Genomic DNA, 24145 nt, shown 5'->3' on the forward strand with positions numbered 1-24145 from the left:
TTTGGCCGACCTTGATTCACCTCAAGGCCGGCCACATCGGCAACGCACCTGAAGCCGCCGGGCGGTCAATCCCGATTGCCTGCCAGGTGGCTTTTTGATACATAGGCGCATGGCCGCGCCGCATCCCGATTCTCACGCTACGCTCAATCCGACGCCCGAACCGCCTCCGGTTTCGGCGTCGATGGCGCGCGCGCATCGGACATACTGGCGTTTCAACCTCGCACTGATCGCCACGTTGATGACGCTGGGCTTCATCGTTTCGTTCGTGTTGCCGCTGGTGGCGCCCGCGTTGGCGGACGTGCGCATCGGTGGCTTCCGGATGCCGTTCTACTTCGGCGCGCAAGGGGCGATTCTGCTGTATGTCGCGCTGATCGTCGTCTATATCGTGTTGATGCAGCGCGCCGACCGCCGGTTGCAACGCGCATTCGACGCCGATGCCGCCGACCCTCTCCGCGTCGACACTAGCACCGGCGCTGAAGCAAGCGTCCCCGGAAACTGAGCCGATGAAGCTCACCAACCGGCTGATCCGTTCCTACGCGCTTTATACGCTCGGCTTCCTGTTGTTCATCTACGTGATGTGGCGTATCGAACGCACGACCGGTCCCGGCGTGTGGATCGGCTATGTGTTCCTGTTCGTGCCGATCGCGGTGTATGCGGTGATCGGCCTGTTGTCGCGCACGTCGGACCTCGTCGAGTATTACGTGGCGGGGCGGCGCGTGCCGTCGGCGTTCAACGGGATGGCCACCGCGGCCGACTGGCTTTCCGCGGCGTCGTTCATCGGGCTCGCCGGGTCGATCTATGCGACCGGATACGACGGTCTCGCGTATCTGATGGGCTGGACCGGCGGCTACTGTCTCGTGGCGTTTCTGCTCGCGCCTTATGTGCGCAAGCTCGCGCGCTATACGATTCCCGATTTTCTCGGCACGCGCTTTTCGAGCAACGCGGTGCGCGGGCTGGCCGCGTTGGCCGCGATCCTGTGTTCGTTCGTTTATCTGGTCGCGCAGATTCAGGGCGTGGGTCTGATCGCGACGCGCTTTATCGGCGTCGACTTCGCGGTGGGGATTTTCTGCGGACTCGCGGGCATTCTGGTGTGCTCGTTTCTCGGCGGCATGCGCGCGGTGACGTGGACGCAGGTCGCGCAATACATCATCCTGATTGCTGCGATTCTGATTCCGGTGTCGATGATCGCGCACAAGGACGGTCTCGGCTGGGTGCCGCAATTCAACTATGGCCGCTTGATGGAGCGTGTCGAAGTGCTGGAAAAGCAGGTGCGCGACGCGCCGCTCGAACAGACCGTGCGCGACGACTACCGGCAACGCGCGGCGCACATGCAGACGCGGCTCGATACGCTGCCGCAATCGTTCGTCGAAGAAAAACTGCGCTTGCAGCAGGAGGTCGCGGATCTGCGCCGCCGCAACGGACCGCTGCGCGACATCAAGGAGCGCGAGAAGGCGCTCGACCAGTTTCCGCGCGACGCCGCCGCCGCGCAGATCGTGTGGACCCAGCGACGCGACGAGATGCTGATGCGTGCCGCCGCGCCAGTGCCGATGCACGAACCGTTTCCCGCCGCGAACGACGAAGACCGGCGCACCCACGAGCGCAATTTTCTATCGCTGCTGCTGTGTCTGTCGCTCGGCACCGCGAGCCTGCCGCATATCCTGACGCGCTATAACACGACGACGTCGGTGGCGTCCGCGCGACGCTCGGTCGGCTGGACGCTGTTTTTCGTCGCGTTGTTTTATCTGACGGTGCCGGTGCTGGCCGTGCTGATCAAGTACGAGATATTGACCAACCTCGTCGGGCATCACTTCGCCGATTTGCCGTCATGGCTCACGCAATGGCGCAAGGTCGAGCCGAGTCTGATCAGTCTCGCCGATACGAACGGCGACGGCATCGTGCGCTGGAGCGAGATTCAGATGCAGCCGGACATGGTGGTGCTGGCCGCGCCCGAGATCGCCGGGTTGCCGTATGTGATGTCCGGACTGATCGCGGCGGGCGCGCTGGCCGCGGCGCTCTCGACGGCCGATGGCCTGCTGCTGACGATCGCCAACGCGTTGTCGCATGACGTCTACTACCACATGGTCGATCCGTCGGCATCGAGCCAGCGGCGCGTGACGATCTCGAAGATTCTGTTGCTGGGGGTCGCGTTGTTTGCGTCGTATGTGGCGTCGCTGAATACGGGAAATATTCTGTTTCTGGTGGGGGCGGCGTTTTCGCTGGCGGCGTCGAGTCTGTTTCCGGTGCTGGTGCTGGGCGTGTTCTGGAAGCGCACGACGCGGCTCGGCGCCGTGGCGGGGATGGTGGCGGGGCTCGTGGTGTGCATCTACTACATCGTGTCGACGTATCCGTTCTTCACGCAGATGACGGGTTTTGCCGGCGCGCGCTGGTTCGGCATCGAGCCGATCAGTTCGGGCGTGTTCGGTGTGCCGGCGGGGTTTCTGGTGGCGATCTGCGTGAGTTTGTTCGACCGCAAACCGGATGCTTATACGATGGCGCTGGTGGACTATATTCGCCATCCGTAGGCGTCGGATCGGCGGGTTTGCGCAAGGGTCTGGCGCAGGGCGCGAAGTTTGCTATAATTCGGCTCCCCGCCGGAGAGATGGATGAGCGGTTTAAGTCGCACGCCTGGAAAGCGTGTATAGGTTAATAACCTATCCGGGGTTCGAATCCCCGTCTCTCCGCCAGGACCACATATATACCGTAATACCCTCTATTTAAAGGGTTTTGCGCGTCGCATCAAATCGCCGTACTACACATTTTTACCACGCAAGCTCGTTGCACGTGAATGCTTCGCGATGTTGACTTTGGGCGTGTCACTGGCTTCCTTGTCCCAAGCGTGAGCATATGACGGTAACCACGGAGAGCAGTGCGTCTCTCATTTGTTCTTACACCGGGCGCAGAAGTAAATACGCTTCCCGCTTGCATCGTGACGAAACCAGACCTGCTTTCGGCCTGAACTATGCCAGCCACGCAATTCAACATTGCATCTCGAACAGACTTTTGGGCCGAACGCTGACCCCGGCTTGTTTCTAAAAAGGAACGATAGCAGCAGCACAGGGGCTAGCGTGACGATGACAATACCCGTTGTGATGTCCATAAGCGTGCGGCAGTTAAAGTTGTTGTCGTCATGCCCCGGGGGCGCGACGACTGTGAGTCCGTTGTCTATGCCACGTGTCCACCCGCTTACCGATGGAGACGTGGCGGGATCCTTTTGTTGAATTCTGCGAGGGATGCCTGCGGTTCGTGAGCTTCGCTTAGTAAGCAGGCTTGGTTCCCCATTGGCCGGTATAGGGATTCTGATTCCCTTGCGTTGACCAGTTATCGGCTTTGGTGCCGTTCGGATTAGTCTGGTAGTGCCCTTGGAGTTCACAGCGAAAATCTCAGAACGGGTCCGATAAAGCCCGCAGCAGGATGCCCCCGCTACTCCTCTCCGTCGCTGCGTCGAAATGGCTATCTGCAATAGCAAAGGCACCTTCCGTGCCTCGCCCGATTTTCGGACGATTCCGATAGTCACGCGCGGCGCTAATAAGGAAAGTACGCGGCTGGACTGCGGGGCTAACGGAACTGTCACGGCCTCATTCGATACCCAAAAGAATCTCGACCGATAGCATGGCTAAGTTCAACTACATCGCACTCGTGATCGCCGCCGCTTTCGTGACGGCGACTCCATACTCCGCTTACAGCAAATTGAGCTATGTCGACTCATCGCTGGTTCCCAAACTATTGAGCCTTCCGCAGATAACGCTTCCAGGATTCACGTTAAGAACGCGGAAGATCGGTGCCACTTGAGCCACGGCAGGCTTTCCCAGCGATGGCATCGTGTACGTAATTCAGGCATGTCACGGATTCGATCTAACGGCGCAGCAACTTGAAGGCGCAGTGATTTACTTCGATGGTGGCGTGGGTTGGCTTCGCAGCTACAGCGAATCGATCGTGTTTGCTGGCATAAAAAAGGAACTGCAGGAAATGGGAATAACGATTCCGAAGCTTATGGGCCTGGCGACCAACAGCGCGCCTGCTGTGATTGTGATGGAAGGGCAGAATCCAAAAATATTTCAGAAAATTTCTAAAGAACTGCCGCTCAAGGTCGTTATTCGTCTTACAAATGTTGCGACCATGAAGTCGCACGTATTGACCGAAGCCACCGAGAGAAGCCGCAACGAATAGTTGCGCAATAGCAGGAATGTCCAGCAGCGCACGGGGAAAAAGCGCGGGCTATGGAAGCCCACGTCTGTCATTTTCAAATCCGGCTCATTCTCGCCCCGAGTCAAAAGAATGCGATTGGCATATCGATCGAAGGCCGAACGATATCCGCGATTCAATTGCCACGGTTGCAGTCGCCCAGCCAATTCCACCGTGACTGCCGTCGCTCCACCCGATCACGCCGGCATTCATGCGCATGCATCGCCAATCGTCGACCCGACGACAAAGACCGATTCCCTGTTATCAGCGGCGTTATCGATTTAGCCGGTCAGTTTGAAATCCAGAATAGCTGCGTCGATTCCGACGCCAAAACAGTACTGAAGTAATGAAGAAGAACAAATCCGGCCGGATCGTGCAATGGCCTGAAGCGACGCGCCAATGTGCGGGTACAGGTCTCATGAGCTGGCACACGCTGGGTCAACTCACGCGGGCCTGTGCGGTGTTGCTTGCAGCCTCGCAGGTCCACCTCGCACACGCTCAGGCAACCGACTCTCTCGGTGAACAGGAGCAGCGTCGCCGCGCCCAGGAGCAGGCGATCGAGCGCGAACGTGCGATCAACGCGCCCAATGTCGCGCTGCAACCCACACAAAGTCCCGCCGAAGACGACGGCAAGCTCCCGGTCGAAACGCCTTGCTTCAAGATCGACGAAATCGCGCTGGAAGTGCCGCGCGGTTTGAGCGATCCGGTTGAGTCGGCGGGGGCTCGCGCGCTGTCGCCGAATCCTCTTTTCCCCGGCGAATTGATGTTCGCCAGCTATTATCTGCAGCGCTATCGAGGGCAGTGTATCGGCAGGGAAGGGCTCAACCTGATCGTGCATCGCGTGATGGCGCGCATCATCGGCAACGGTTATTCGACGACGCGCGTCGTCATCGCGCCGCAAGACCTGTCCAAGGGCAAGCTGACGCTCCAGCTGATTCCCGGCGTGATCAGCGCGATTCGCTTCGCGGATCCGTCGACGTACGGCACGTGGCGCAACGCATTTCCAACAAAGGCCGGCGAGCTGCTGAATCTGCACGATCTCGAACAAGGCCTCGAGCAGATGAAGCGCGTGCCGAATCAGGACGTCGACATGCAGATCGTGCCGGGGCCGTCGACCGGTGAAAGCGATGTCGTCATTTCGGTCAAGCGCGCGAAGCCGTGGTCGCTGGCCGTAAGCGCCGACGACAGCGGGCTCAAGTCGACCGGCCAGTTCCAGGGCAACGTGAGTCTGACGCTCGACAACCCGCTCGGCCTGTCCGATCTCTTGAACATCAGCTACAACCACGACATCGACGGCCATACGAGCCAGTACGGCACGCACGGCAGCAGCGCGTATTACTCGATTCCCTGGGATAACTGGACGTTCACGGCCTCGGCCAGCCAATACGACTATCACCAGCAGATTGCCGGCGCGTTCACGACGCTGGTGTCGAGCGGCAAATCCAGCACCTTCGACGTGAAGGCGGAGTACCAGTTCTACCGCAACCAGGTGCAGAAGAACATGGTCGAGTTTCGCGTCGGCAAGCGCTTTAGCGAGGCGTTCATCGACAGTACGGAAATCGACGTTCAACACCGCGACAACAGCTACGCGGAAGTCGGCTGGGAGCACAAGCATTACTTCGGCGCCGCTCAACTCGACAGCACGCTCGCGTACCGCTGGGGTGTGCCGTGGTTCGGCGCGCAGCAGGACTTGCCGGGTGTGTCGACGGGCGCGCCGACGTACTACTACCGGATGCAAACGCTGGACGCGACATTGAGCGTGCCGTTCGCGATTGCGGGTTTTCCGCTGCGCTATACGGCGACGGTGCGTGCACAGAACACGCCCAACGTGCTGTATCCCACCGAGTACTTTTCGATCGGCAGCCGCTACACGGTGCGCGGCTTCGACGGCAACACGATGCTGGCCGCGGAGAAGGGTGTGTTCATGCGCAACGACCTGGAGATTCCGTTGGCGAGCTTCGGCCAGGCGTTGTACGTCGGCATCGACGGCGGCGAGGTCTTCGGTCCCGAGGCGAACAACCTGCTGGGCCGGCGTCTCGCGGGTGCGGTGGTCGGCCTGCGCGGCAGCGTATTCAAGCACGTCAGCTACGACGTTTTCATCGGCGGTCCGTTGTATCAACCCGATCGTTTTCCGAACCGCTGGCCGGTTGCGGGCTTCAGTGTGAGTTTCCTGCTATGAACAAGAATATCTATCGCGTCATTTTCAATGCGGCTCGCGGGCTGTGGACGGCCGTGCAGGAAACGGCAACGGGTATCGGCAAGGGGCGTTCGGTCGGCACGACGCGTCGCGCGCCTTTCACGCGCGCACGCACGGGTTTCGTCGACATGCTGTCGATGCGGCACGTCGCGTTCGCGGCACTATGCGCGCTCGGCATGCAGCCGCTGTGGGCCGACGCGCAGGTGGTCGTGGCGCCCACCGCCGGCAGCAGGCCTGCGGTGGGTGTGACGGCAAATGGGCTGCCGATCGTGCAGATCGCCACGCCGAACGGGGCCGGCGTTTCGAACAATACCTACACGCATTTCGGCGTCGGGCCTTCAGGTCTGATCCTGAACAATTCGGGAAGCAACGTCCAGACCCAACTCGGCGGTTACGTGACGGGTAACCCGAATCTTGCCGCCGGCAGCGCGCGGGTCATCGTGAACCAGGTGGTAGGCGGCAATCCGAGCCAGTTGCTGGGCTACACCGAGGTCGCGGGGCAGAGGGCCGAAGTGGTCATCGCGAATCCGGCGGGCATCTACTGTAACGGTTGCGGCTTCATCAACACGAGCCGCGGCATTCTGACGACCGGCACGCCGGTGTTCGGCGGAACAGGCAGCCTGGATGCGTTTCACGTGACGGGCGGCCAGATTCAGATCGGTGCGGCCGGGCTCAACGGCAGCAATGTCGATCAGGTCGACCTGATCGCGCGCAGCGTGGCGGTCAACGGCAAGCTCTGGGCAGGACAGTCCCTCAACGTCGTAACGGGCAACAACGAGGTGCGCCATGCCGATCTGAATACGCAGTCGCTTGGTGCGGACGGCAACAGTCCAGGCGTGGCAATCGACGTCGCCCAACTCGGCGGCATGTACGCGAACAAGATCATGCTGGTGGGCACGGAGAAGGGTGTTGGCGTCAACAGTGCGGGCACGATAGCGTCGCAAGCCGGCGACGTGCAAATCAGCAGCCAGGGCAAGGTCACCTTGTCGGGTTCGACGGGAGCGAACGGCAATCTCCTGATCTCCGCAGCGGGCGATGTGGCGAACAGCGGTGCGGTCTACGCGACGCAGAGCGCCGCGCTGAACAGCCAGGGACAGGTGACCAATAGCGGCACGGTTGCCGCGCTCGGCAACACGACTGTCGCGGGCGCGAGCGTGAATTCGACAGGTGCGCTCGGTGCGGGGCTCGACGCGAACGGCAATGTCACGGGAACCGGAAGTCTTGCGGTGACGGGCACGGCGGGTGTGACGGCTACCGGCCAGCAAATGGCGGGCGGCAATCTCACGCTCTCGGGCAGCAGTTTGAACATGGCGGGCGGGCAAACGCTCGCGAAGGGCAACGCATCGTTGACGGCGACTGGCGCCGGTGGCGACACGGGCAATATCGATCATACGGGCGCGTCGCTACAGGCGGCCGATAATTTGACTGTCGATGCCGCGGGTGGTCTCACGAACGACCACGGTCAGATAGGCGCGGCGCAACTGAGCGTGACGGCCGGCGGCATTTCGAATCGCGGGGGCACGCTGTCGCAAACGGGCGCAGGCGACACGACGCTAGCGGCTGCGGGTGCGTTCGACAATACCGGCGGTACGGTCACGACGAACGCGCAAAACGCAGCGCTCCGCTCGGGCAGCCTGACCAATGTGAACGGTACGATCAGTCAGGTCGGCACAGGCGCGCTGAATGTCCAGACCGGCGCGCTCGACAATCGCCACGGCAACATTGTCGCGAATAGTGTGGCGACGATCGCTGCGACGAGCCTGCAAAACGGTGCTGGCTCGATTACGTCGGTGCAGGCGCTGAACGTGGCGTCGAGCGGCGACATCGACAATACATCGGGCCAGCTCGAAGCCGCTGGCGCGATGAATGTGTCCGGTGCGAACGTGCAAAACACGGCTGGGCGCATCGTATCGCGCAACGGCGATGGCCTCACGCTCACGGCGAGCGGCGAGGTCACGAACGCGGCGGGCACGACCGCGCAGGGCGCGACGGGTGGTGTGATCGGCGGCAACGGCAATACCGCGATCCAGGCGGCCTCGCTAACCAACAGCGGGACGATCACCGCCGCGCAGAACCTGGCGGTGACGGCTTCCGCATCGCTCGACAACAGCGGCGGATCGATGAGCGGCGCGACGCTGCAAGCGAAAGCGGCGTCGCTCAGGAACGCGAATGGGACGATCAGCGCCGATACGGTGTCGGTAACGGCGCCGCAGTTCGACAACAGCAGCGGAACGATCACGGCAAACCAGATCGATGTAAGCGCGACGAATCTGACTAACCAGCGCGGGTCGATCACGCAGATCGGGACCGGCCCGATGAGTCTCGGCGTAAGCAGCACGCTCGATAACTCGAACGGCGGTTTGATTCAAACCAACAGCACGGACCTGACGCTCGCCCCGGCGACATTGAACAACAACGGCGGGACCGTTACGCATGCCGGGACCGGGACGCTGTCGATCGATGCAGCCAACGGGACAGGTGCTCTCACTAACGTCAACGGTTCGATTGTCAGCAACGGCCAGGTCGTATTGAACGCAGGCGGCGTGGACGACACGGGCGGGACTATCGGAGGACAGTCCGGGCTCAACGCGACCATTGCCGGCGCGCTGAACAACACCGGTGGCCAACTCAAATCGAACGGCAGCCTGAGCGTCACGAGTGGCTCAGCGATCACGAACACCAACGGTACGATCGCAGCGTCGGGCGACAACACGGTCCGGTCGGATTCGTTGACGAACGGCGGCAGCATCACAGCGGGCCGGAATCTCAACGCTACGGTCAGCGGCACGCTGGACAACAGCAGCGGCACATTGAGCGGCCAGACGGTCACGGCAAACGCGGCGTCGCTGAAGAACGCGAATGGGGTGGTGAGCGCCAACGCGGTGTCGATGTCGATTGCGCAGCTCGATAACAGCGGTGGCCGGATCATCGCGAACCAGCTCGGCGTCACCGCGACGAACCTGACGAACCAGCAGGGGTCGATTACTCAGCTCGGGACTGGCCCGATGAGTCTCGGCGTGAGCAGCACGCTCGATAACTCGAATGGCGGCCTGATTCAGACCAACAGCACAGACCTGAAGCTCGCCCCATCGACGTTGAACAACAACGGTGGCACGATCACTCATGCCGGCACCGGTACGCTGACGATCGATGCGGGCAACCAGTCCGCAGGCGCGCTGACGAATGTCGGCGGCAAGATCGTGACCCATGGCGACGCGTCGTTGTCGGTCGGCAGTCTCGACAATACCGGTGGTTCGCTGGCATCGCAGGGCGTCATGTCCGCGACTGTCCAGGGGACGCTGAACAACACGAATGGACAGCTGTCGTCCGGCACCGGACTCACCGCGACCAGTGGCGGCGAGTTGATCAACACCCGCGGGGTGATCGGCGCGGGCGGCGCAGTGTCGGGCAGCACGTTGAGCCTGAGTGCCGCGTCGATCGACAACTCGAATGGCGCGATCACCAACGTCGGCACGGGCGCGACGACGCTCAACGGCGGCAGCCAGATCAGCAACAACAATGCCGGAGGCGTGTCCGGCATGGGTTCGATCAGCGGCAACGGCGACGTGACGGTGAACGCGACGTCCCTGTCCAATACGCAGGGAGGCCAGTTGAGCGGCGCGAACCTGCAGATCAACGCCGGCAATCTGGACAACACCGGCGGGGCCATCGGCAATGTCGCGAATACGACGGGCGACATCGGAATCGCGACGAGCACCCTGACCGGCACGAGCGGCCAGATCGGCGCGTCGAGGAATCTGTCGATTGCCGCGAATACGCTGGTGGGCGGCGGCGCGTACAGCGCGGTCAACGATCTTTCGTTGAACCTGCAAGGGGACTTCGCCACTTCGCCGAATTACCGCTTCAATGCCGGCCACAATCTGAATTTCACGCTGCCCGGCACGTTCAGTAATAGCGGTGCGATGTCTGCTTCGAATGGACTCAACATCAACGCGGGCGACATCCAGAACTCCGGCGCGCTTGCGGCCGGCGGCCTGCTGACCACGCATTCGAACACGCTGACCAATACGGGGACGATCGTGGGCGGCAGCGTGTCGCTGAACGCGACGCAAACGCTGTCGAATCTCGGCCCGAGCGCGCTGATCGGCGCGACCGACAGCGCGGGCACGCTCGAGCTGCTCGCGCCGGACATCGAGAACCGGGACGACACCACCGCGACCGACACGCAGGCGACAACCGCAATCTACGGTCTCGGCAAAGTGGTGCTGGCCGGCGGTAAGGACGCGAACGGCAATTACGTGAAGGCGAATCTGATCCGCAATCAGTCCGCGCTGATCCAGTCGAGCGGCGACATGGAAGTCGACGCGACTCTGTTGACCAACACCCGGCGCGTGATGACGACGACGGGTCTGACATCGTCAGTCGATCCCACGGTGCTGACGAACCTTGGCATCAGTCTGTCCGGTTGCACGGCGATTTACATGGCTGCGTGCAGCGGGCAATCCGTCGGCTGGGTCTCCAAGGGAGATCCGACGCTGATCGGCGGCGCGTTCATCGAGCCGCCGCACGGCGGCCAGTGGAACAGCGGCTATCAGTACACGACCTATACGGGCGTGGCGGTGGCCAGCACGATTTCGTCGATCAGTCCGCAATCGCAGATCGTTGCAGGCGGCAATCTGAACGCGTCGTCGGTTGGAATGCTGCAGAACTACTGGAGCCAGGTGGCCGCCACCGGCAACATCGTGTCGCCGTTCAAGCTCGACCAGGAGAGCTGGCAAGGCCAGAACGCGCCGCAGGTGCAGGTTACCTACTCGGGTCAATATCACTACAACAACTACGACAACAGCGAGCACAACTGGCAACTGCCGTTCGGCGATGCCCCGTTCGTAACGTCCAATCCGGGCGGCTTCAGCCAGGCGGCGCCGGCCGACGTTCGCACTTATGCGCTGCCCGGCTATGAGTCCACGTACACGGCCCACGGCACGATTAGCGGTACCGGCGTGACGATCAACAACACAGCGGGGAATGCCGGAGTGACGCCGCTCGGCTTGCTGCCGGGGCAGACGGTGTCGGACATTGGAGCCGGGTCCGTGAGCGGCACGATCGGCACCGCCGGCGGCGCGCATGCGGGCCCCGTGGCGTTCCAGGGCGGCCACATCGTCAACAGCGGTCTGCCGAATTCCAGCAATCCGACGATCGCCGCAGCGACGGCGGTCAAGGTGCTGAACAACATCACGGTGCCGACAGGTGGGCTCTTCAGCCCGAATACGGCGCCGAACGCGCCGTACCTGGTGGAGACGAACCCGGCTTTCACCAATCAGAAGCAGTGGCTGTCGAGCGATTACTACTTCCAGCAGATGGGCATGAACCCCGGCCAGATCCAGATGCGTCTCGGCGACGGGTTCTACGAGCAGAAGCTCGTGCAGGACCAGATTCTGTCGATGACCGGAAAGTCGGTGCTGACGAACTATGCGAGCAACCAGGACGAGTTCCAGGCGCTGATGACCTCGGGCGCGAGCCTCGCGAAGTCGCTCGATCTGGCGCCCGGCACCGGTCTGTCGCCCGCGCAGGTGGCGCAACTGACGAGCAACGTCGTCATCATGCAGGCGCAGGTGGTCGACGGACAGTCGGTGCTCGTGCCGGTGGTGTATCTGGCGCAGACGAGCCAGCAGAACATGGGTAACGGTCCGGTGATCGCCGCGACGAACATCGATTTGCAGAACGCGCAGGGCGTGACCAACAGCGGGACGATCGCGGCGACGAACAGCTTCGCGATCAGCGGGCAGAGTATCGATAGTTCGTTCGGTGTACTGCAAAGCGGCGGCCAGATGTCGCTCGTGACGACCGGGGATGTGAACCTCACGTCGGCGACGGTGAATGCAGGGAGCCTCGCGTTGCAGACGGGCGGCAACCTGGTGCTGAATACGGCGGTGAATACGTTCAGTCAGGTGAGCGACAGCGGCGCGACGCGCGTTACCACGGTGCTTGGGCCGGCGGCGAGCGTCAATGTGACGGGCAACGCGGCGATCGTGACCGGGGGGAATTTCGAGCAGAATGCGGGCGCGTTGAATGTGGGTGGCGCACTGGGGATGAGTATCGGTGGGAACTGGGATCTCGGTGCGCAGGTGACAGGGGAAACGAAGGTGGTGGCCCGCGCGAACGGGATCTCCGATACGCAACTCGTGAGCGCCACGGGCAGCAGCGTGAAGGTGGGCGGCGTGTCCACGATCGCGGTGAGCGGCGACCTGACGGCGACCGGCGCGACTCTCAACCTGAACGGCGGCGGCACGCTTGCGGCGAAGGGTAGTATGACATTGCAGGCGGCGACTGCGACGTCGACGGTGGATAGCAACAGCTCGGGCAGCGATCATCACGGCAGCTATTCGGAATCGCTGCACACGTCCGATGATGTCGTAACGGGCACGGTGCTGAAGAGCGGCGATAGTTTGAATATTGTTTCCGGCAAGGACATCAATATTGCGGGAAGCGACGTCTACCTCTCGAAAGGCAACGCGACGCTCGCCGCCGTGGGCGACGTGAACATCGGCGCGGCGACGCAGACGAACCTGTCGAACAGTCAGCAGTCCGGCAGCCATAGCGGTGTGATGAGCAGCACGAGTATCGCGAGCACGCGTAACGACACGTCTACCCAGTCGATCGGCAGCAGCGTGTCGGCGGACGGCGTGACGATCAGCAGCGGTCATGATCTGAACGTGAAGGGAAGCACGATTGCCGGGACGAACGACGTCTCATTGAGCGCGACGCACGACGTCAATATCACGACGACGCAGGACACGATGGAGTCGTCGGGGACATACGAGGAGCATCACTCGGGGCTGATGGCGGGCGGCGGGATCGCTGTGTCGGTTGGCAGCAGCAAAATGGCGAGCACGGATCAGGAGTCGAGCGTCACGAACAATGCGAGCACGATCGGGACGCTCAACGGCAATCTGACCGTGCAGGCGGGCAACACGCTTCACGTGAGCGGCAGCGACCTGATTGCGGGGAAGAACCTGACGGGTACGGCCGCCGACGTGATCATCGATTCGGTTACCGATACGTCTCATCAGGCGCAAACGCAGCAGACCAGCAAGAGCGGACTGACGCTGGGCCTGTCGGGTTCGGTTGGCGATGCGATCAATAACGCGATCAGCGAGACGCAGGCGACGCGGCACTCCGCGCAGGGAGGGGATGACCGTGCTTCGGCGCTTCACGCGATTGCGGCGGCGGGCGATGTGGGGATGGTGGCGGCAGCGGGGAAGGATCTCATGAAGGGCGGCCAGGCGCCGAGCATCGGCATCCAGATCAGCCTCGGCTCCAGCCATAGTTCGAGCCAGTCGTCGGAGGATCAGACGACGCAGCGCGGTTCGTCCGTCCAGGCGGGAGGAACCGCGACGTTTGTCGCGACGGGCGGGGGCTCGGCGGGTAGCGGCAACGTGACGATTGCCGGTTCGGACGTCAACGCTACCGACGTTGCGCTGATCGCGAAGAACCAGGTCAATCTGCTGAACACGACCAATACCGATTCGACGCGTAGCTCGAATTCGTCGTCGAGCGCGAGTGTGGGCGTGTCGATAGGGACGAGCGGCGTTGGCATTTCGGCGTCGATGCAGAATGCGCACGGTGACGGCAACTCGGATGCGTCGATGCAGAACAACACGCACATCAACGCGAGCGGTTCGGCGACGATCATCAGCGGTGGAGATACCCATATCGTCGGCGCGAACGTGAACGCGAATCAGGTGGCGGCGACGATCGGCGGGAATCTGAATATCGCGAGCGTGCAGGATACGACCAACAGTGCGGCGCATCAGTCGAGCGCGGGCGGTGGGTTCAGTATCAGCCAGGGCGGCGGTAACGTGAGCTTCAGTGCGCAGAGCGGCCACGCGGATGGCAGCTATGCGGGGGTCGCCGAGCAGGCGGGTATCCGGGCCGGCTCGGGCGGATTCGATGTCAACGTGAAGGGCAATACGGATCTGAAGGGCGCGGTGATCGCGAGCGAGGCGGATGCGTCGAAGAACACGCTCACGACGGGTACGCTCACATACAGCGATATCGAAAACCACTCGCACTACAGTGCGGCGAGCAACGGGATCGGCGCCGGGCTTGGAGTGGGTGTTACCCAGAAGGCGGTCGGGCCGAGTTCGGTGAGTGGCTCGGGCGGCGTGACGCCGATGATTTCGCAGGATGAAAACGGCGATGAGAATGCGACCACGCGCAGCGCGATTGGGGCGGGCACGATCAACGTCACTAATGGTGCGAGTCAGACGCAGGATGTGGCAGGTCTGAGCCGGGATACGACCGGGACGAACGGCTCGGTCTCGAAGACGCCGGATGTGCAGAATATTTTGTCGCAACAGTCCGATCTGATGAATGCGGCGCAGGCCGCGGGGCAGACTGTGGCGCAGGGGATTGGTGCGTATGCGGACAAGAAGCGCGGCGATGCTGCCACTGCTGTAGAAGCCGCTTACGAGCGCGGCGACATGCAGGCGATGGCGACTGCGCTCGCTGACTACAACAACTGGAGTGAGGGGGGCGATTCGCGCGCGGTACTGCAGGCAGCCGGCGGTATGTTGATAGGTGGCCTCGGCGGTGGAGCATTCGGAGCAGTCGGCGGTGCGGCGGGCGCTGCGATTTCGTCCAAGATGGCGGGGCTGTCAAAGGCTTTAGGTGAAAGCGTCGGCGATGCGACTGGCTCGACGCTGATCGGCAATATCAGCGGCAACATTCTGTCGGGGCTGGCTGGCGGTCTGATCGGTGGCAGTGCGGGCGCCGCGATGGCGTCAAATGTCAACTTGTACAACCAGAACGGCGACGCGACTGAAGGCAGTGACAACGCGAGGGTGAAGAAAATACTAGATCAGGCGTTGGGTAAGCCTGACCTGTCAGCGATGAACAACGTGTCGCTTTCCACGATGATCAATCAGTTTATCGGGTTGATTAAAGCAGGCGCGAAAGCGAAAATGTCTGAATCCCCGACGGACCTCGCAGCGCAGGGAGTCGCAAACGGATGGGTAGCCGTCTCAGGTGTGGGCAGTGGCAAGCCCCCGCTTGCGGGGCCGAAAGTGGCAACGGCGGGGTCTGGGGCCGCTGCGGATGCGTCGCTGAACCCGACGGTTGGAACGCCGGGGTATGTGCCGGGTAACGCGACGATCAATAGTGGGAACAGCGATCAATCGTTAGGCGGAAAGAGCGTTAGCGACTTATCGGATGCTGCGAAATCACCCGACCCATCTGATAAATCCGGCGAACTGAGTGCGGCGGGACGAGGGTTGCAGAAGCACGGTAGTCGTGACGACAGCGCCTTTCCTGCGGCAAAGGGAAATCCTGCTGCTATCAATGAGCAAGGCCAAAAGATCGTGGATGAAATCCTGAATGATCCTGCTCGCACTGTTGAGCAATTGAATCGCGGGCGCTATGGAGATGTCATTGAAGTCCGAGCTTCTGACGGGCGAGGAATACGATACGGGGCAGATGGAAAGTTTATTGGTTTCTTGGAGCCAGACAAATGAAATCGCTAAGAGCGCAGGTTGCCAGCGTAACTGACAGGGAGAATCTCATTTACGAAATCTGGCATGAGAACAGACAGGTTGCTGAAATATCGAAGGAGCCTGGTCGTGGTTACGAGATTGAGATATATCCTGCTGCCGACAACGACGCGTGGCGCTTCGATCTGAAGGAATTTAAAGCGATGCTGGATGACGGAATTGAAGAGTTGGCGAGCAATCCACAGTGATACGAAAGCAAACCCGGCACTGGCCGGGTTTGCTGTTTGTGGAGTGTTTCAATCCGGCGTGATGACGAGTCTGCCGTGCTCGACCTGGATTCTCACGCGCTGTCCGGGCGGAAAGCCGGCCTGTTAAAGCCAGATGCCGGCGATGCGCAACCACGGAAAAAACCGTGGTGTTCGCCAGGGTCTTCCCTCTTTGGGGCTGGGTCGCCAGCGCATGAGTTCCTGGACGGTAGCGTGACGCTCGGGATGAGCGTGCAATGCATTAAGATTGTGGTCAGCCATATCAACTCCTTGTGTGAGTTGGTTGTGTTCAGCGGGCCGTGAGTGTTAGCGCACTCACGGCCCGCGCTTCGTTTACAGCTTTCTCTTTCTTAGCCAGCGCTACTTGCGCGTGTTTCGCGCGGGCTTCTCGTTGATGGCTACGCGGGCAATGGCCCCGGCTACCTGGTTCTTGACGATCAACGCATCGAGCAGTTCGCGCACACAGTGGCGTGCTGAGCGGTTCGAAGGTTGCGAGCGCAATCGATCAGACGGCGACCTATAACCAGACCAGTACGATCTCCGCTGATGGCGTAACGATCGCGAGCGGTCGCGACATCAACGTGACCGGCAGTACGATTGTCGGCACGAACGATGTGGCATTGAATGCGGTGGGTAACGTCAACATCACGACGTCGCAGGACAGCCTCGAGTCGTCCAACTACTATGAAAAAAAGGAGACCGGTCTGCTGTCGAACGGTGGCCTCTCGGTATCGATTGGTTCACGGTCGATGACGGACAGGCAGCAATCGGCCAGCGTGACGAACAACGGCAGTGCGATCGGTTCGCTGAACGGCAACCTGACGGTCAGTGCGGGTAACGACGTCCATGCGACGGACAGCGTGCTGCACGCAGGCAACGATGTGAGCATCGCTGGCAAAGCGGTCACGATCGATTCCGCGTACGACACGATGAGTCAGTCGGAGCAGCAGCAATTCCGTCAGGCGGGCGTAACGGTGGGCTTGTCGAGCCCGGTGCTTGCTCTGGCTCAGACCGGCAAGCAGATGGTCGACGCGGCCGGGAAGACCGGCGGCGATGCACGGCTGATCGCGCTGGCCGCCGCGACGACCGGGCTGGCGGCGAAAAATGCCTACGATGCAACGGGGGGAGGCAATCCGGCGAGCGTTGAGAAGACCATCGGCATCAATATTTCGCTAGGTGCGAGCAAGAGCGATAGCCAGTCGCAGGCACAGGCGAGTACGGCGGTCGGCGGCACGGTATCGGCTGGCCGGAATGTCACGATCACCGCGACGGGCGCAGGTGCGGATAGCAACATCGACGTGATTGGCAGCACGATTTCGGCCGGGGGCAATGCAAAGCTTGCCGCCGACGGAACGGTCAATCTGCAAGCGGCCGAAAGCACCAGTAGCCAGCATTCGACCAGCAGCGGCGGTAACTTCGGTATTGGCGTATCGATTGGTGGTGGTTCGCATACCGGCATTGCGTTCACTGCGGGCGTGGCGGGTAATCGCGGCAATGCCAGTGGTGATTCGACCTCATGGACCAATATGCACGTAAGCGCCGGCGATGCGCTGACCATAGAATCCGGTGGCGATACGAACCTCAAAGGCGCGGTTGTGTCTGGCAAGCAGGTCGTTGCCAATGTGGGCGGAAATCTCAACGTCGAGAGCTTGCAGGACACTGAACACTACGACTCGAAACAGCAGGCCGCGGGCGTGTCGGTTAGCGTGTGCGTGCCGCCGATTTGCGCGGGCTCATCGAGCGTATCGGGCAACATCAGTCAGCAGAAGATGAGCAGCGACTACGCAGCGGTCGTTGAGCAGTCGGGTATCAAGGCAGGCGATGGCGGCTATCAGGTCGACGTCAAGGGCAATACCGACCTCAAGGGCGGCGTGATCGCGAGCAGCGACAAGGCAGTGAACGATGGTGTTAACAGCCTGACAACCGCGACGCTCACGCAAAGCGACATCGAAAACCATGCATCGTATGACGCCTCTTCAATCGGACTGTCGGGTGGATATGGTGGCTCGATCGGCAAGAACCAGAAAGGCACCGCGGACAACGTGAATCCGGTGGCGGGGACCACGCTGCCGAAGGGTGACGGTGGACTCGCGGTTGCGCCCCCTGTGGCGCTTAGTGCATCGGGGAATGCCAGCTCGACCACGCGAAGCGGAATCAGCGGCGGCACGATCAAGATTACTGATGAAGCCGCGCAGCAGCAGCTCACCGGCAAGACGGCGGATGAGACGGTTGCAAGCGTTAATCGTGATACGTCGAACACAGGCGGCGCGCTTGCGCCGATCTTCGACAAGGACAAGATTCAGGCCGGGTTCGACATCACGAGCCAGTTCATCAACGAAACCGGGACGTTTGTCGCAAACCGTGCGGCGGAGGCTGACGCCGCGACGAAGGCAGCAAAAGATCCAGCGTTGACACCGGACCAGCGGGCCGCTGCGCAGCAGCAGGCGGATGAGCTGAACGCACAGTGGGGGCCGAGTGGCACGTATCGTCAGGTGCTGACTGCGCTGTCAGTTGCTGCTGGTGGCAACGTGACGGGCGGTGTGGGTCAGTTCGCGCAGAGTGCGACGGTGGCGTATCTGCAGGAACTGGGTGCAAGCAAGGTGAAGCAGATTGCCGATAGTCTTCAAAGCGAAGACGCGCGCGCTGCATTGCATGCGATCGTCGGCTGTGCGGGGGCGGCGGCCAGCGGCCAGAGCTGCGGCGCGGGCGCGATGGGGGCGGCGACTAGCTCTGTGCTTGGTAGCCTGCTCAAGCCGAGCGATGGAATGACGGCGTCTGAACGCGAAGCGCGCGATAACCTGGTAAGTAGCCTGGTTGCGGGTATCGCCGGCGCGTCGGGGATGGATGCTGCCACGGCGGCGGGTGCTGGCAGGATTGAGGCGGAGAATAACCAGGTCTCGCTGTCAACAAGCACGGGATTCCGGCCGCCGCCGATTCCAGGATTCAAGGGGGAGGCGGCGAGCAAGGGTGATGGGGTCATTGCTGACCCGGCAACAGAGCTTGATCCGACGATCAAGCCGGGTTCGTTGATCTCACCGTTGCCGGACGCGAAGGCTATCGGTGACATGATCACAGCTATTATTCCGGATCATGTTAAGGGGCTGGTGGACTATGTTCTGACGGCGGTTAAGGGCGGCGATGGATCGGGGTATGGGCCGGGCACGGTGACGCTCAACAGCGGCAATCAAAACAACGATGGCAACACCCAAACTCCTATCATTGACGACAAAATCGGCAAGCAATTGCCGGAGCGGGGATGGACCACACAGGACATTCAAAATGCAATGAACAACGGTGCCACAGGTACAGCATTCGACAAGCGCTCCGCGTCTAAGACATCAGATGGATTACCAAGGAATGACACGGCGACGGTGTACGGATCGAAAGATGGCTATGTTGTTGTGAACGATAGAACAGGGGAAATCGTTCAGATTAGTGACAAGACTGATCCAGGGTGGATTGTGGATAGCAGAATTCAATGGAAAGGTAAGTAATGGATATCGATCGCACGAAGCGTTACACGGATGGTAATGATTATTTTTCGCTTGGGGGAAGTATTGTCATGAAGCTTTCAACTGAAGCGGCAATCTCTGTTTGCATAGTGGCTGCGGAACGGGGATTCGTTGTATCGCGAATCGAAGGAGGTATATGGCATGACCCGGGATTCGAGGCGCGCATTGACTGCATATGGGATGGTGCAGAGCCACCGATTGATTCGGATTTGGCTTACAAAAATAACCTTCTCGCGATTGAATTCATTAACTCGGAGTCGCCTGAACACGACACATTCATAATCACGGCGCCGTCAATCACGGGATGGTAAGAAAACATCGGGGTATGGGCCTAGTAATGCGACCTTCAATAGCGGAAACAATGATGGACAGGCCGAAAATGGCGGTGCTTCAAATGCGGCAACTTATCCGTCTTTGAAGGGGCAGCTTTCGGACGAAAATCTCGCGAAGATTGCTGCTTCAGATTCGAGGCTCGCTGCGGCGATTGACGGAAGCGGGAACGGTAAGCCCAACTTCACAATTGGCAGTGGTACTGCGGCTGAAGCAGATCAATTAGGGAAGCTTTGGGTCGGAGATGGTGCAAAAATGACCAGCGATGGTTCTGGGTGGATCAGCGCGGATGGAACGCGTGTTTATCGAATGCCGAGCGAGAAAAATTCGTCGTTCTCACCAACTGGTACGCAAGCGAACTTCGAAACATATACGGTTAACTCGATAACCGGACAGCATGTGAAGATAGGTAATGGCCACTTGAATTTGACCAAATGAGGAACCGCTAATGCGTGCAATCGTAAAAGCAATTTCGTGTGACGAGTTCAATCTGAATGTGTATGAGCCAGAGAACTCGTCCTGTTTTTGTCTAAATCTCCGCATCCGTATTGGACTGGCAGAGAGTCCAGGTGCAGACGACTTTGAACTTTGTATTTGTACACCAGAATGGCTGGGGCAGGCCGTTTGGGAGCCCCGTTGGGGACGTCATTTACTCATTGTTCGGGAATACAGTTTGCCGTCCATTGAGGGATACATAAGCAACTATGTCGCTCAATGCGATGGACAAGACTGGAACGGGATTGCAGTCAAACTTGCGAGGATGTTTGCATGGGAGTTTGAAGACTATCAGCCTTGATCTAATCGATGCACAAACCCGGCCGCGGCCGGGTTTGCTGTTTGTGGAGTGTTTCAATCTGGCGTGATGACGAGTCTGCCGTGCTCGACCTGGATCCTCACGCGCTGTCCGGGCGGGAAGCCAGCCTGTTCAAGCCAGATGCCGGCGATGCGCAGCCACGGAAAAAACCGTGGTGTTCGCCAGGGCTTGCCGGGTTTCGGTGCGGGTCGCCAGCGCATGAGCTCCTGGACGGTGGCGTGGCGCTCGGGATGAGCGTGCAATGCATTAAGATTGGCGTCAGCCATATCAACTCCCTGTCTGAGTTGGTTGTGGTCAGCGGGCCGTGAGTGTTAGAGCACTCACGGCCCGCGCTTCTTCAACGGTTCTCCCCTTCAGCTCGTCATGAGCCGGGTCATCTGCGAACGCTTGACCAGGCTGTCCATCAGGACGATCAGCGCCTGCTGGTCCTCATCGGATAACGAATCCATCTGTTCATACAGCGCGTGCAACCGCGGATTGTGAATGCGCGGCTCCGTCGGCGGTTCAAGTCCGACCAGCGCATCGACACTGGTTTGTAGCACCTGGGCGATCCGGACAACCGCATCAAGCTGGGGTAAGGATGCGGCTCGTTCCCAGCGGTTATAGACACGCCGGTTGACGCCTAGCAACTCAGCCAGGCGACTCTGCGTCATTTGCCTGGCTTCCCGGGCCTGGCGCAAGCGGGCGGCGAACTGCTCCATATCGTTCTCACATAACCATAGATGAAGTAATGCGGTCATTGTATCGGCCCGTCTGATTGCCATATTGTAGACTCATTTAAGTGCCACTACAATGTCTCTTGACAGGTTTTAGCCCAAAGGACGATTCATGCCGCGTATCCCCGAAACCGAGCTTGAGAGACTGAAGCGCGATGTATCGCTGGTGCGGCTGATCGGATCGCAGGGGCACGAGCTGAAGAAGCGCGGCCGTGACTGGGTGATGCGCTGCGTGTTCCACGAAGAGGACACGCCGAGGCTGTCGGTGTCGGAGGCGAAGAACGTGTATCACTGCTTTGGCTGCAACGCGTCGGGCACGGTGCTGGACTGGGTCATGAAAACCCAGGGCGTGAGCCTGCCGCATGCGGTGCAGTTACTGCGTAACGATGCGCCGCTCGCGGGTGCGGAGAAAGTGGGCGTGAACCGCTCGCAGGCGCGGCACCTGCCTTCTTTAGCGGCGGGTTCTGATGAAGCGGTGTTGTTGCGCGAAGTGGCCGACGCGTATCACGCCACGCTGAAACAGAACCCGGAGGCGCAGGCGTATCTCACCCAGCGGGGGCTGGTGCATGGTGAGCTGATCGATACGTTCCGGCTCGGTTACCAGCCGGGATTGGCGGGACGGGTACGCCGATCCCGATGGAGCCGAGCAGCAACCCCAGCGCCACAGCAGAGCAATTTGCAAAGGCGGCGTTCAACGGTCAGACGCCGGTCAAGGTCGTAACTGACATTACGGGCGAAGGGAGTTGGGTTGCTATCATGCCCGACGGAACCGCCATTACTTATCGGCCTGCGGGACAGGCCTCTACGGCAACGGCGACAACTACGGCAACCGTTGAAATCAACAGCGCAGCGGTTAGAAACATCAACAATGGCAATGTGGCCAAGTTCAAATTTCCCGGCAAGTGAGGAACCAATGTTCTCGTTTCCAGCTAATAGTTACCAGCGGCAACTCATTGTTGCTGCGCTAGATGACTTCACGCCGAACGCAGCCTTGCCGGACTTTTTCGGTGGGCAGTACGGATCCAATCCTGAAGTATGGAAACAAGCGGTACTGGACTTTCTTTGCATCAATCTAAAGTGTGGACTTATTGAAGCTACGCACAGACCCCAGCTTTCGCAACGCCGAGATGTGCGAGCAGTCGAAAGGCTGTTGACGCAGGGGGATATAGAGAATGGGTTGCCGACCGATATCGTTTGGGACGCTTTGTACTTTAACGGAACAGAAAAGCTCAACGCATTGCTTGAAGGTATAGGTATTCGGACGTGGGATGCGGTCGCGCGTGGTCCAGATTCGCGTTTGATTTCTGAGTTAACAAATCTCTATACGGATACTGCGAATAGTTGATCGGGGTATGGGCCGAGCACGGCAACGTTGGCAAACAATGGGCAATCACCTAACGCCAACGAAGGCAACAATGCAATGCTTGGTGCGGACGGCGCGCAGTTCGCCAGCAAAACTATTTGGAAGGGGGATGGCAAAGAGCGAATCGATGTGGAAAATCCGAATCCGGGCCAACGCCCCAGGCAGATTCACTATCAGGACAATCTAGGGAACAAGTATCTATATGATCCTAGTACAAACTCGTTCCCAGACGCACCGAACTCAGTCAACAAGCTCCTGAACGATCCAAGTTTCAATGCTGCAATCCAGAAAGGTCTTAGCAAGTACTTGGGAGGTACGTGATGAAAGCAAATAAGACCATGAGAAGTCTCTTGAGCGGTCTGCGGTTGGATCGTTCGCTTGTCCCTGCCCTAATGGCTATTGCAGACAATGGCTTTGTTACTCATGACGGTTGTCATATGCTTCGAAGCCTGTCAGCGAGAACCAATGCTACAAGGTCGACCTTGGGGGATTGCACAGGTTACGAATGCTTCGTAAATTCATTGCATATTGAAGACTACGAAGCGGAACAGCCGCTTGCGCAAGCCGTTCTCTTTGCAATACAGGTCTTTCGTGTTTGGAATCTGTCGGGGCTGACCACATACCTAACGGCGATCGTAAGCGCAGATGAATTTAGTGTCGTTGCGAAGTTCCATGCCAAACGACCAGGAGAACACTGGTTGAGTGACAACATAGAAGGTTATGAGGATCCCGTCCTGTCCGTTGACTCAGACGAGGACATCATTTCTTTGTCGGCCAAACCACACTGAGAAAGTCACATCGGGCTATGTGCCATCGCTGATGGCGGTGGACGGCAACGCCCAGCAATCGGTGTCTGACGGTGTTAATCCACCAGGAGGAGCGCAGTCACGCATCAACTTGGATAGCTCCAAAGCGTGTCCAACATGCGGGAAGGATGTGGGCGTGGCTCAGGGACAAGGACCGAGAGACTGTGACGTTGACCATCAGCCACCGCGGAGCACGCGAGATACATCAGGCGTGACGAGAGGTGAAGTTATCGACGAGTACAACAAAGATACGCGTTTGGAATGCCCAAGCTGCAATCGTTCACGTGGAAACAGACCAGCAGGACAGTGAGATGACAATTATTGAGCATTTGGAAAAATTCTTAGGTCCTATCGATCAAGGATGGAGTGATGCAAACACAAATACAGCAGGAAAACAATCAGGTTTAATGATTGCGCGCTTCTCAAATTTTCCTTCTGATGATGCATCTACATACGCGACTATAGGACTGAGTCATACGATCCTTAATTTGCCAAACAAGCGGGAGGTAA

General features: G+C 59.9%; 17 protein-coding genes, 1 tRNA gene and 3 pseudogenes. 18 read left to right on the forward strand and 3 right to left on the reverse strand.

Going from position 1 to position 24145, the window contains the following annotated elements:
- The first annotated feature begins 109 nt into the window (after nucleotides 1–109).
- From PQQ51_RS29750 to PQQ51_RS29780, 7 genes are all read left to right on the forward strand, one after another.
- Entirely contained in the window at nucleotides 110–499 is a 390-nt protein-coding gene (locus PQQ51_RS29750) for a DUF4212 domain-containing protein (protein ID WP_408500779.1), read from the forward strand.
- Nucleotides 500–503: 4 nt separating this feature from the next.
- Entirely contained in the window at nucleotides 504–2522 is a 2019-nt protein-coding gene (locus tag PQQ51_RS29755; RefSeq protein WP_408500780.1) for a sodium:solute symporter family protein, read from the forward strand.
- 71 nt (nucleotides 2523–2593) lie between these two features.
- Nucleotides 2594–2684 (forward strand) — tRNA-Ser (locus tag PQQ51_RS29760).
- 1135 nt (nucleotides 2685–3819) lie between these two features.
- On the forward strand, nucleotides 3820–4167 hold the full coding sequence (locus PQQ51_RS29765; RefSeq protein WP_408500781.1) for a hypothetical protein: 348 nt from the start codon (nucleotides 3820–3822) through the stop codon (nucleotides 4165–4167).
- Between the two features lie 361 nt (nucleotides 4168–4528).
- Nucleotides 4529–6361, forward strand: a complete 1833-nt coding sequence (locus tag PQQ51_RS29770) for a ShlB/FhaC/HecB family hemolysin secretion/activation protein (RefSeq protein WP_408500782.1) — start codon at nucleotides 4529–4531, stop codon at nucleotides 6359–6361.
- Entirely contained in the window at nucleotides 6358–15852 is a 9495-nt protein-coding gene (locus PQQ51_RS29775; protein WP_408500783.1) for a hemagglutinin repeat-containing protein, read from the forward strand. The genes PQQ51_RS29770 and PQQ51_RS29775 overlap by 4 nt, the downstream gene beginning before the upstream one ends.
- The gene (locus PQQ51_RS29780; RefSeq protein WP_408500784.1) at nucleotides 15849–16076 is read left to right on the forward strand and encodes a hypothetical protein; all 228 of its coding nucleotides are present in this window, start codon (nucleotides 15849–15851) and stop codon (nucleotides 16074–16076) included. The genes PQQ51_RS29775 and PQQ51_RS29780 overlap by 4 nt, the downstream gene beginning before the upstream one ends.
- Before the next feature lie 48 nt (nucleotides 16077–16124).
- Here PQQ51_RS29780 and PQQ51_RS29785 read toward each other — a convergent pair whose 3' ends face one another.
- Entirely contained in the window at nucleotides 16125–16172 is a 48-nt protein-coding gene (locus PQQ51_RS29785; protein ID WP_408500795.1) for a hypothetical protein, read from the reverse strand.
- A gap of 380 nt (nucleotides 16173–16552) precedes the next feature.
- Between PQQ51_RS29785 and PQQ51_RS34470 the strand changes: the two are divergent.
- The 5 genes and pseudogenes from PQQ51_RS34470 to PQQ51_RS29805 form a co-directional block, all read left to right on the forward strand.
- Nucleotides 16553–18349, forward strand: a pseudogene (locus tag PQQ51_RS34470) (hemagglutinin repeat-containing protein); the annotation flags it as partial.
- Nucleotides 18350–19324: 975 nt separating this feature from the next.
- Nucleotides 19325–19588 (forward strand): annotated as a pseudogene (locus tag PQQ51_RS34475) (colicin E5-related ribonuclease); the annotation flags it as partial.
- Entirely contained in the window at nucleotides 19588–19917 is a 330-nt protein-coding gene (locus PQQ51_RS29795) for a colicin immunity protein (RefSeq protein WP_408500785.1), read from the forward strand. The pseudogene PQQ51_RS34475 and the gene PQQ51_RS29795, both read left to right, overlap by 1 nt.
- 103 nt (nucleotides 19918–20020) lie before the next feature.
- A complete protein-coding gene (locus tag PQQ51_RS29800; protein ID WP_408500786.1) occupies nucleotides 20021–20374 on the forward strand; it encodes a hypothetical protein in 354 nt (117 codons plus the stop codon).
- Between the two features lie 10 nt (nucleotides 20375–20384).
- Nucleotides 20385–20732, forward strand: a complete 348-nt coding sequence (locus PQQ51_RS29805) for an immunity 8 family protein (RefSeq protein WP_408500787.1) — start codon at nucleotides 20385–20387, stop codon at nucleotides 20730–20732.
- A 53-nt stretch (nucleotides 20733–20785) separates the two neighbouring features.
- Here PQQ51_RS29805 and PQQ51_RS29810 read toward each other — a convergent pair whose 3' ends face one another.
- Nucleotides 20786–21016: a SymE family type I addiction module toxin gene (locus PQQ51_RS29810; protein WP_408500788.1), complete on the reverse strand. Its 231-nt coding sequence runs from the start codon at nucleotides 21014–21016 to the stop codon at nucleotides 20786–20788.
- Nucleotides 21017–21103: 87 nt separating this feature from the next.
- Nucleotides 21104–21451 carry a helix-turn-helix transcriptional regulator gene (locus PQQ51_RS29815; RefSeq protein ID WP_408500789.1) on the reverse strand — a complete coding sequence of 116 codons (348 nt, stop codon included), beginning with the start codon at nucleotides 21449–21451 and terminating at the stop codon, nucleotides 21104–21106.
- Nucleotides 21452–21578: 127 nt separating this feature from the next.
- Between PQQ51_RS29815 and PQQ51_RS29820 the strand changes: the two genes are divergently transcribed.
- From PQQ51_RS29820 to PQQ51_RS29845, 6 genes and pseudogenes are all read left to right on the forward strand, one after another.
- A complete protein-coding gene (locus PQQ51_RS29820) occupies nucleotides 21579–22187 on the forward strand; it encodes a CHC2 zinc finger domain-containing protein (RefSeq protein ID WP_408500790.1) in 609 nt (202 codons plus the stop codon).
- 35 nt (nucleotides 22188–22222) lie between these two features.
- Nucleotides 22223–22372: a hypothetical protein gene (locus PQQ51_RS29825; RefSeq protein WP_408500791.1), complete on the forward strand. Its 150-nt coding sequence runs from the start codon at nucleotides 22223–22225 to the stop codon at nucleotides 22370–22372.
- A gap of 7 nt (nucleotides 22373–22379) precedes the next feature.
- The gene (locus tag PQQ51_RS29830; RefSeq protein WP_408500792.1) at nucleotides 22380–22811 is read left to right on the forward strand and encodes a hypothetical protein; all 432 of its coding nucleotides are present in this window, start codon (nucleotides 22380–22382) and stop codon (nucleotides 22809–22811) included.
- A gap of 338 nt (nucleotides 22812–23149) precedes the next feature.
- Nucleotides 23150–23617: a PM0498 family protein gene (locus PQQ51_RS29835; protein WP_408500793.1), complete on the forward strand. Its 468-nt coding sequence runs from the start codon at nucleotides 23150–23152 to the stop codon at nucleotides 23615–23617.
- Between the two features lie 31 nt (nucleotides 23618–23648).
- Nucleotides 23649–23945: a GH-E family nuclease gene (locus PQQ51_RS29840; RefSeq protein WP_408500794.1), complete on the forward strand. Its 297-nt coding sequence runs from the start codon at nucleotides 23649–23651 to the stop codon at nucleotides 23943–23945.
- A 1-nt stretch (nucleotide 23946) separates the two neighbouring features.
- Nucleotides 23947–24145, forward strand: a pseudogene (locus PQQ51_RS29845) (suppressor of fused domain protein); the annotation flags it as partial.

The sequence above is a fragment of the Paraburkholderia xenovorans genome, assembly GCF_046030735.1.
Classification (GTDB): Bacteria; Pseudomonadota; Gammaproteobacteria; order Burkholderiales; family Burkholderiaceae; genus Paraburkholderia; species Paraburkholderia xenovorans_A.

Bases quoted from the DNA above. Each gene is read 5' to 3' on its own strand.
- PQQ51_RS29780 (WP_408500784.1), top strand. From the start codon at position 15,849: ATGAAATCGCTAAGAGCGCAGGTTGCCAGCGTAACTGACAGGGAGAAT.
- PQQ51_RS29835 (WP_408500793.1), top strand. From the start codon at position 23,150: ATGAAAGCAAATAAGACCATGAGAAGTCTCTTGAGCGGTCTGCGGTTG.
- PQQ51_RS29820 (WP_408500790.1), top strand. From the start codon at position 21,579: ATGCCGCGTATCCCCGAAACCGAGCTTGAGAGACTGAAGCGCGATGTA.
- PQQ51_RS29755 (WP_408500780.1), top strand. From the start codon at position 504: ATGAAGCTCACCAACCGGCTGATCCGTTCCTACGCGCTTTATACGCTC.
- PQQ51_RS29775 (WP_408500783.1), top strand. From the start codon at position 6,358: ATGAACAAGAATATCTATCGCGTCATTTTCAATGCGGCTCGCGGGCTG.
- PQQ51_RS29830 (WP_408500792.1), top strand. From the start codon at position 22,380: ATGTTCTCGTTTCCAGCTAATAGTTACCAGCGGCAACTCATTGTTGCT.
- PQQ51_RS29795 (WP_408500785.1), top strand. From the start codon at position 19,588: ATGGATATCGATCGCACGAAGCGTTACACGGATGGTAATGATTATTTT.
- PQQ51_RS29840 (WP_408500794.1), top strand. From the start codon at position 23,649: ATGGCGGTGGACGGCAACGCCCAGCAATCGGTGTCTGACGGTGTTAAT.
- PQQ51_RS29825 (WP_408500791.1), top strand. From the start codon at position 22,223: ATGCCCGACGGAACCGCCATTACTTATCGGCCTGCGGGACAGGCCTCT.
- PQQ51_RS29805 (WP_408500787.1), top strand. From the start codon at position 20,385: ATGCGTGCAATCGTAAAAGCAATTTCGTGTGACGAGTTCAATCTGAAT.
- PQQ51_RS29810 (WP_408500788.1), bottom strand. From the start codon at position 21,016: ATGGCTGACGCCAATCTTAATGCATTGCACGCTCATCCCGAGCGCCAC.
- PQQ51_RS29815 (WP_408500789.1), bottom strand. From the start codon at position 21,451: ATGGAGCAGTTCGCCGCCCGCTTGCGCCAGGCCCGGGAAGCCAGGCAA.
- PQQ51_RS29750 (WP_408500779.1), top strand. From the start codon at position 110: ATGGCCGCGCCGCATCCCGATTCTCACGCTACGCTCAATCCGACGCCC.
- PQQ51_RS29770 (WP_408500782.1), top strand. From the start codon at position 4,529: ATGAAGAAGAACAAATCCGGCCGGATCGTGCAATGGCCTGAAGCGACG.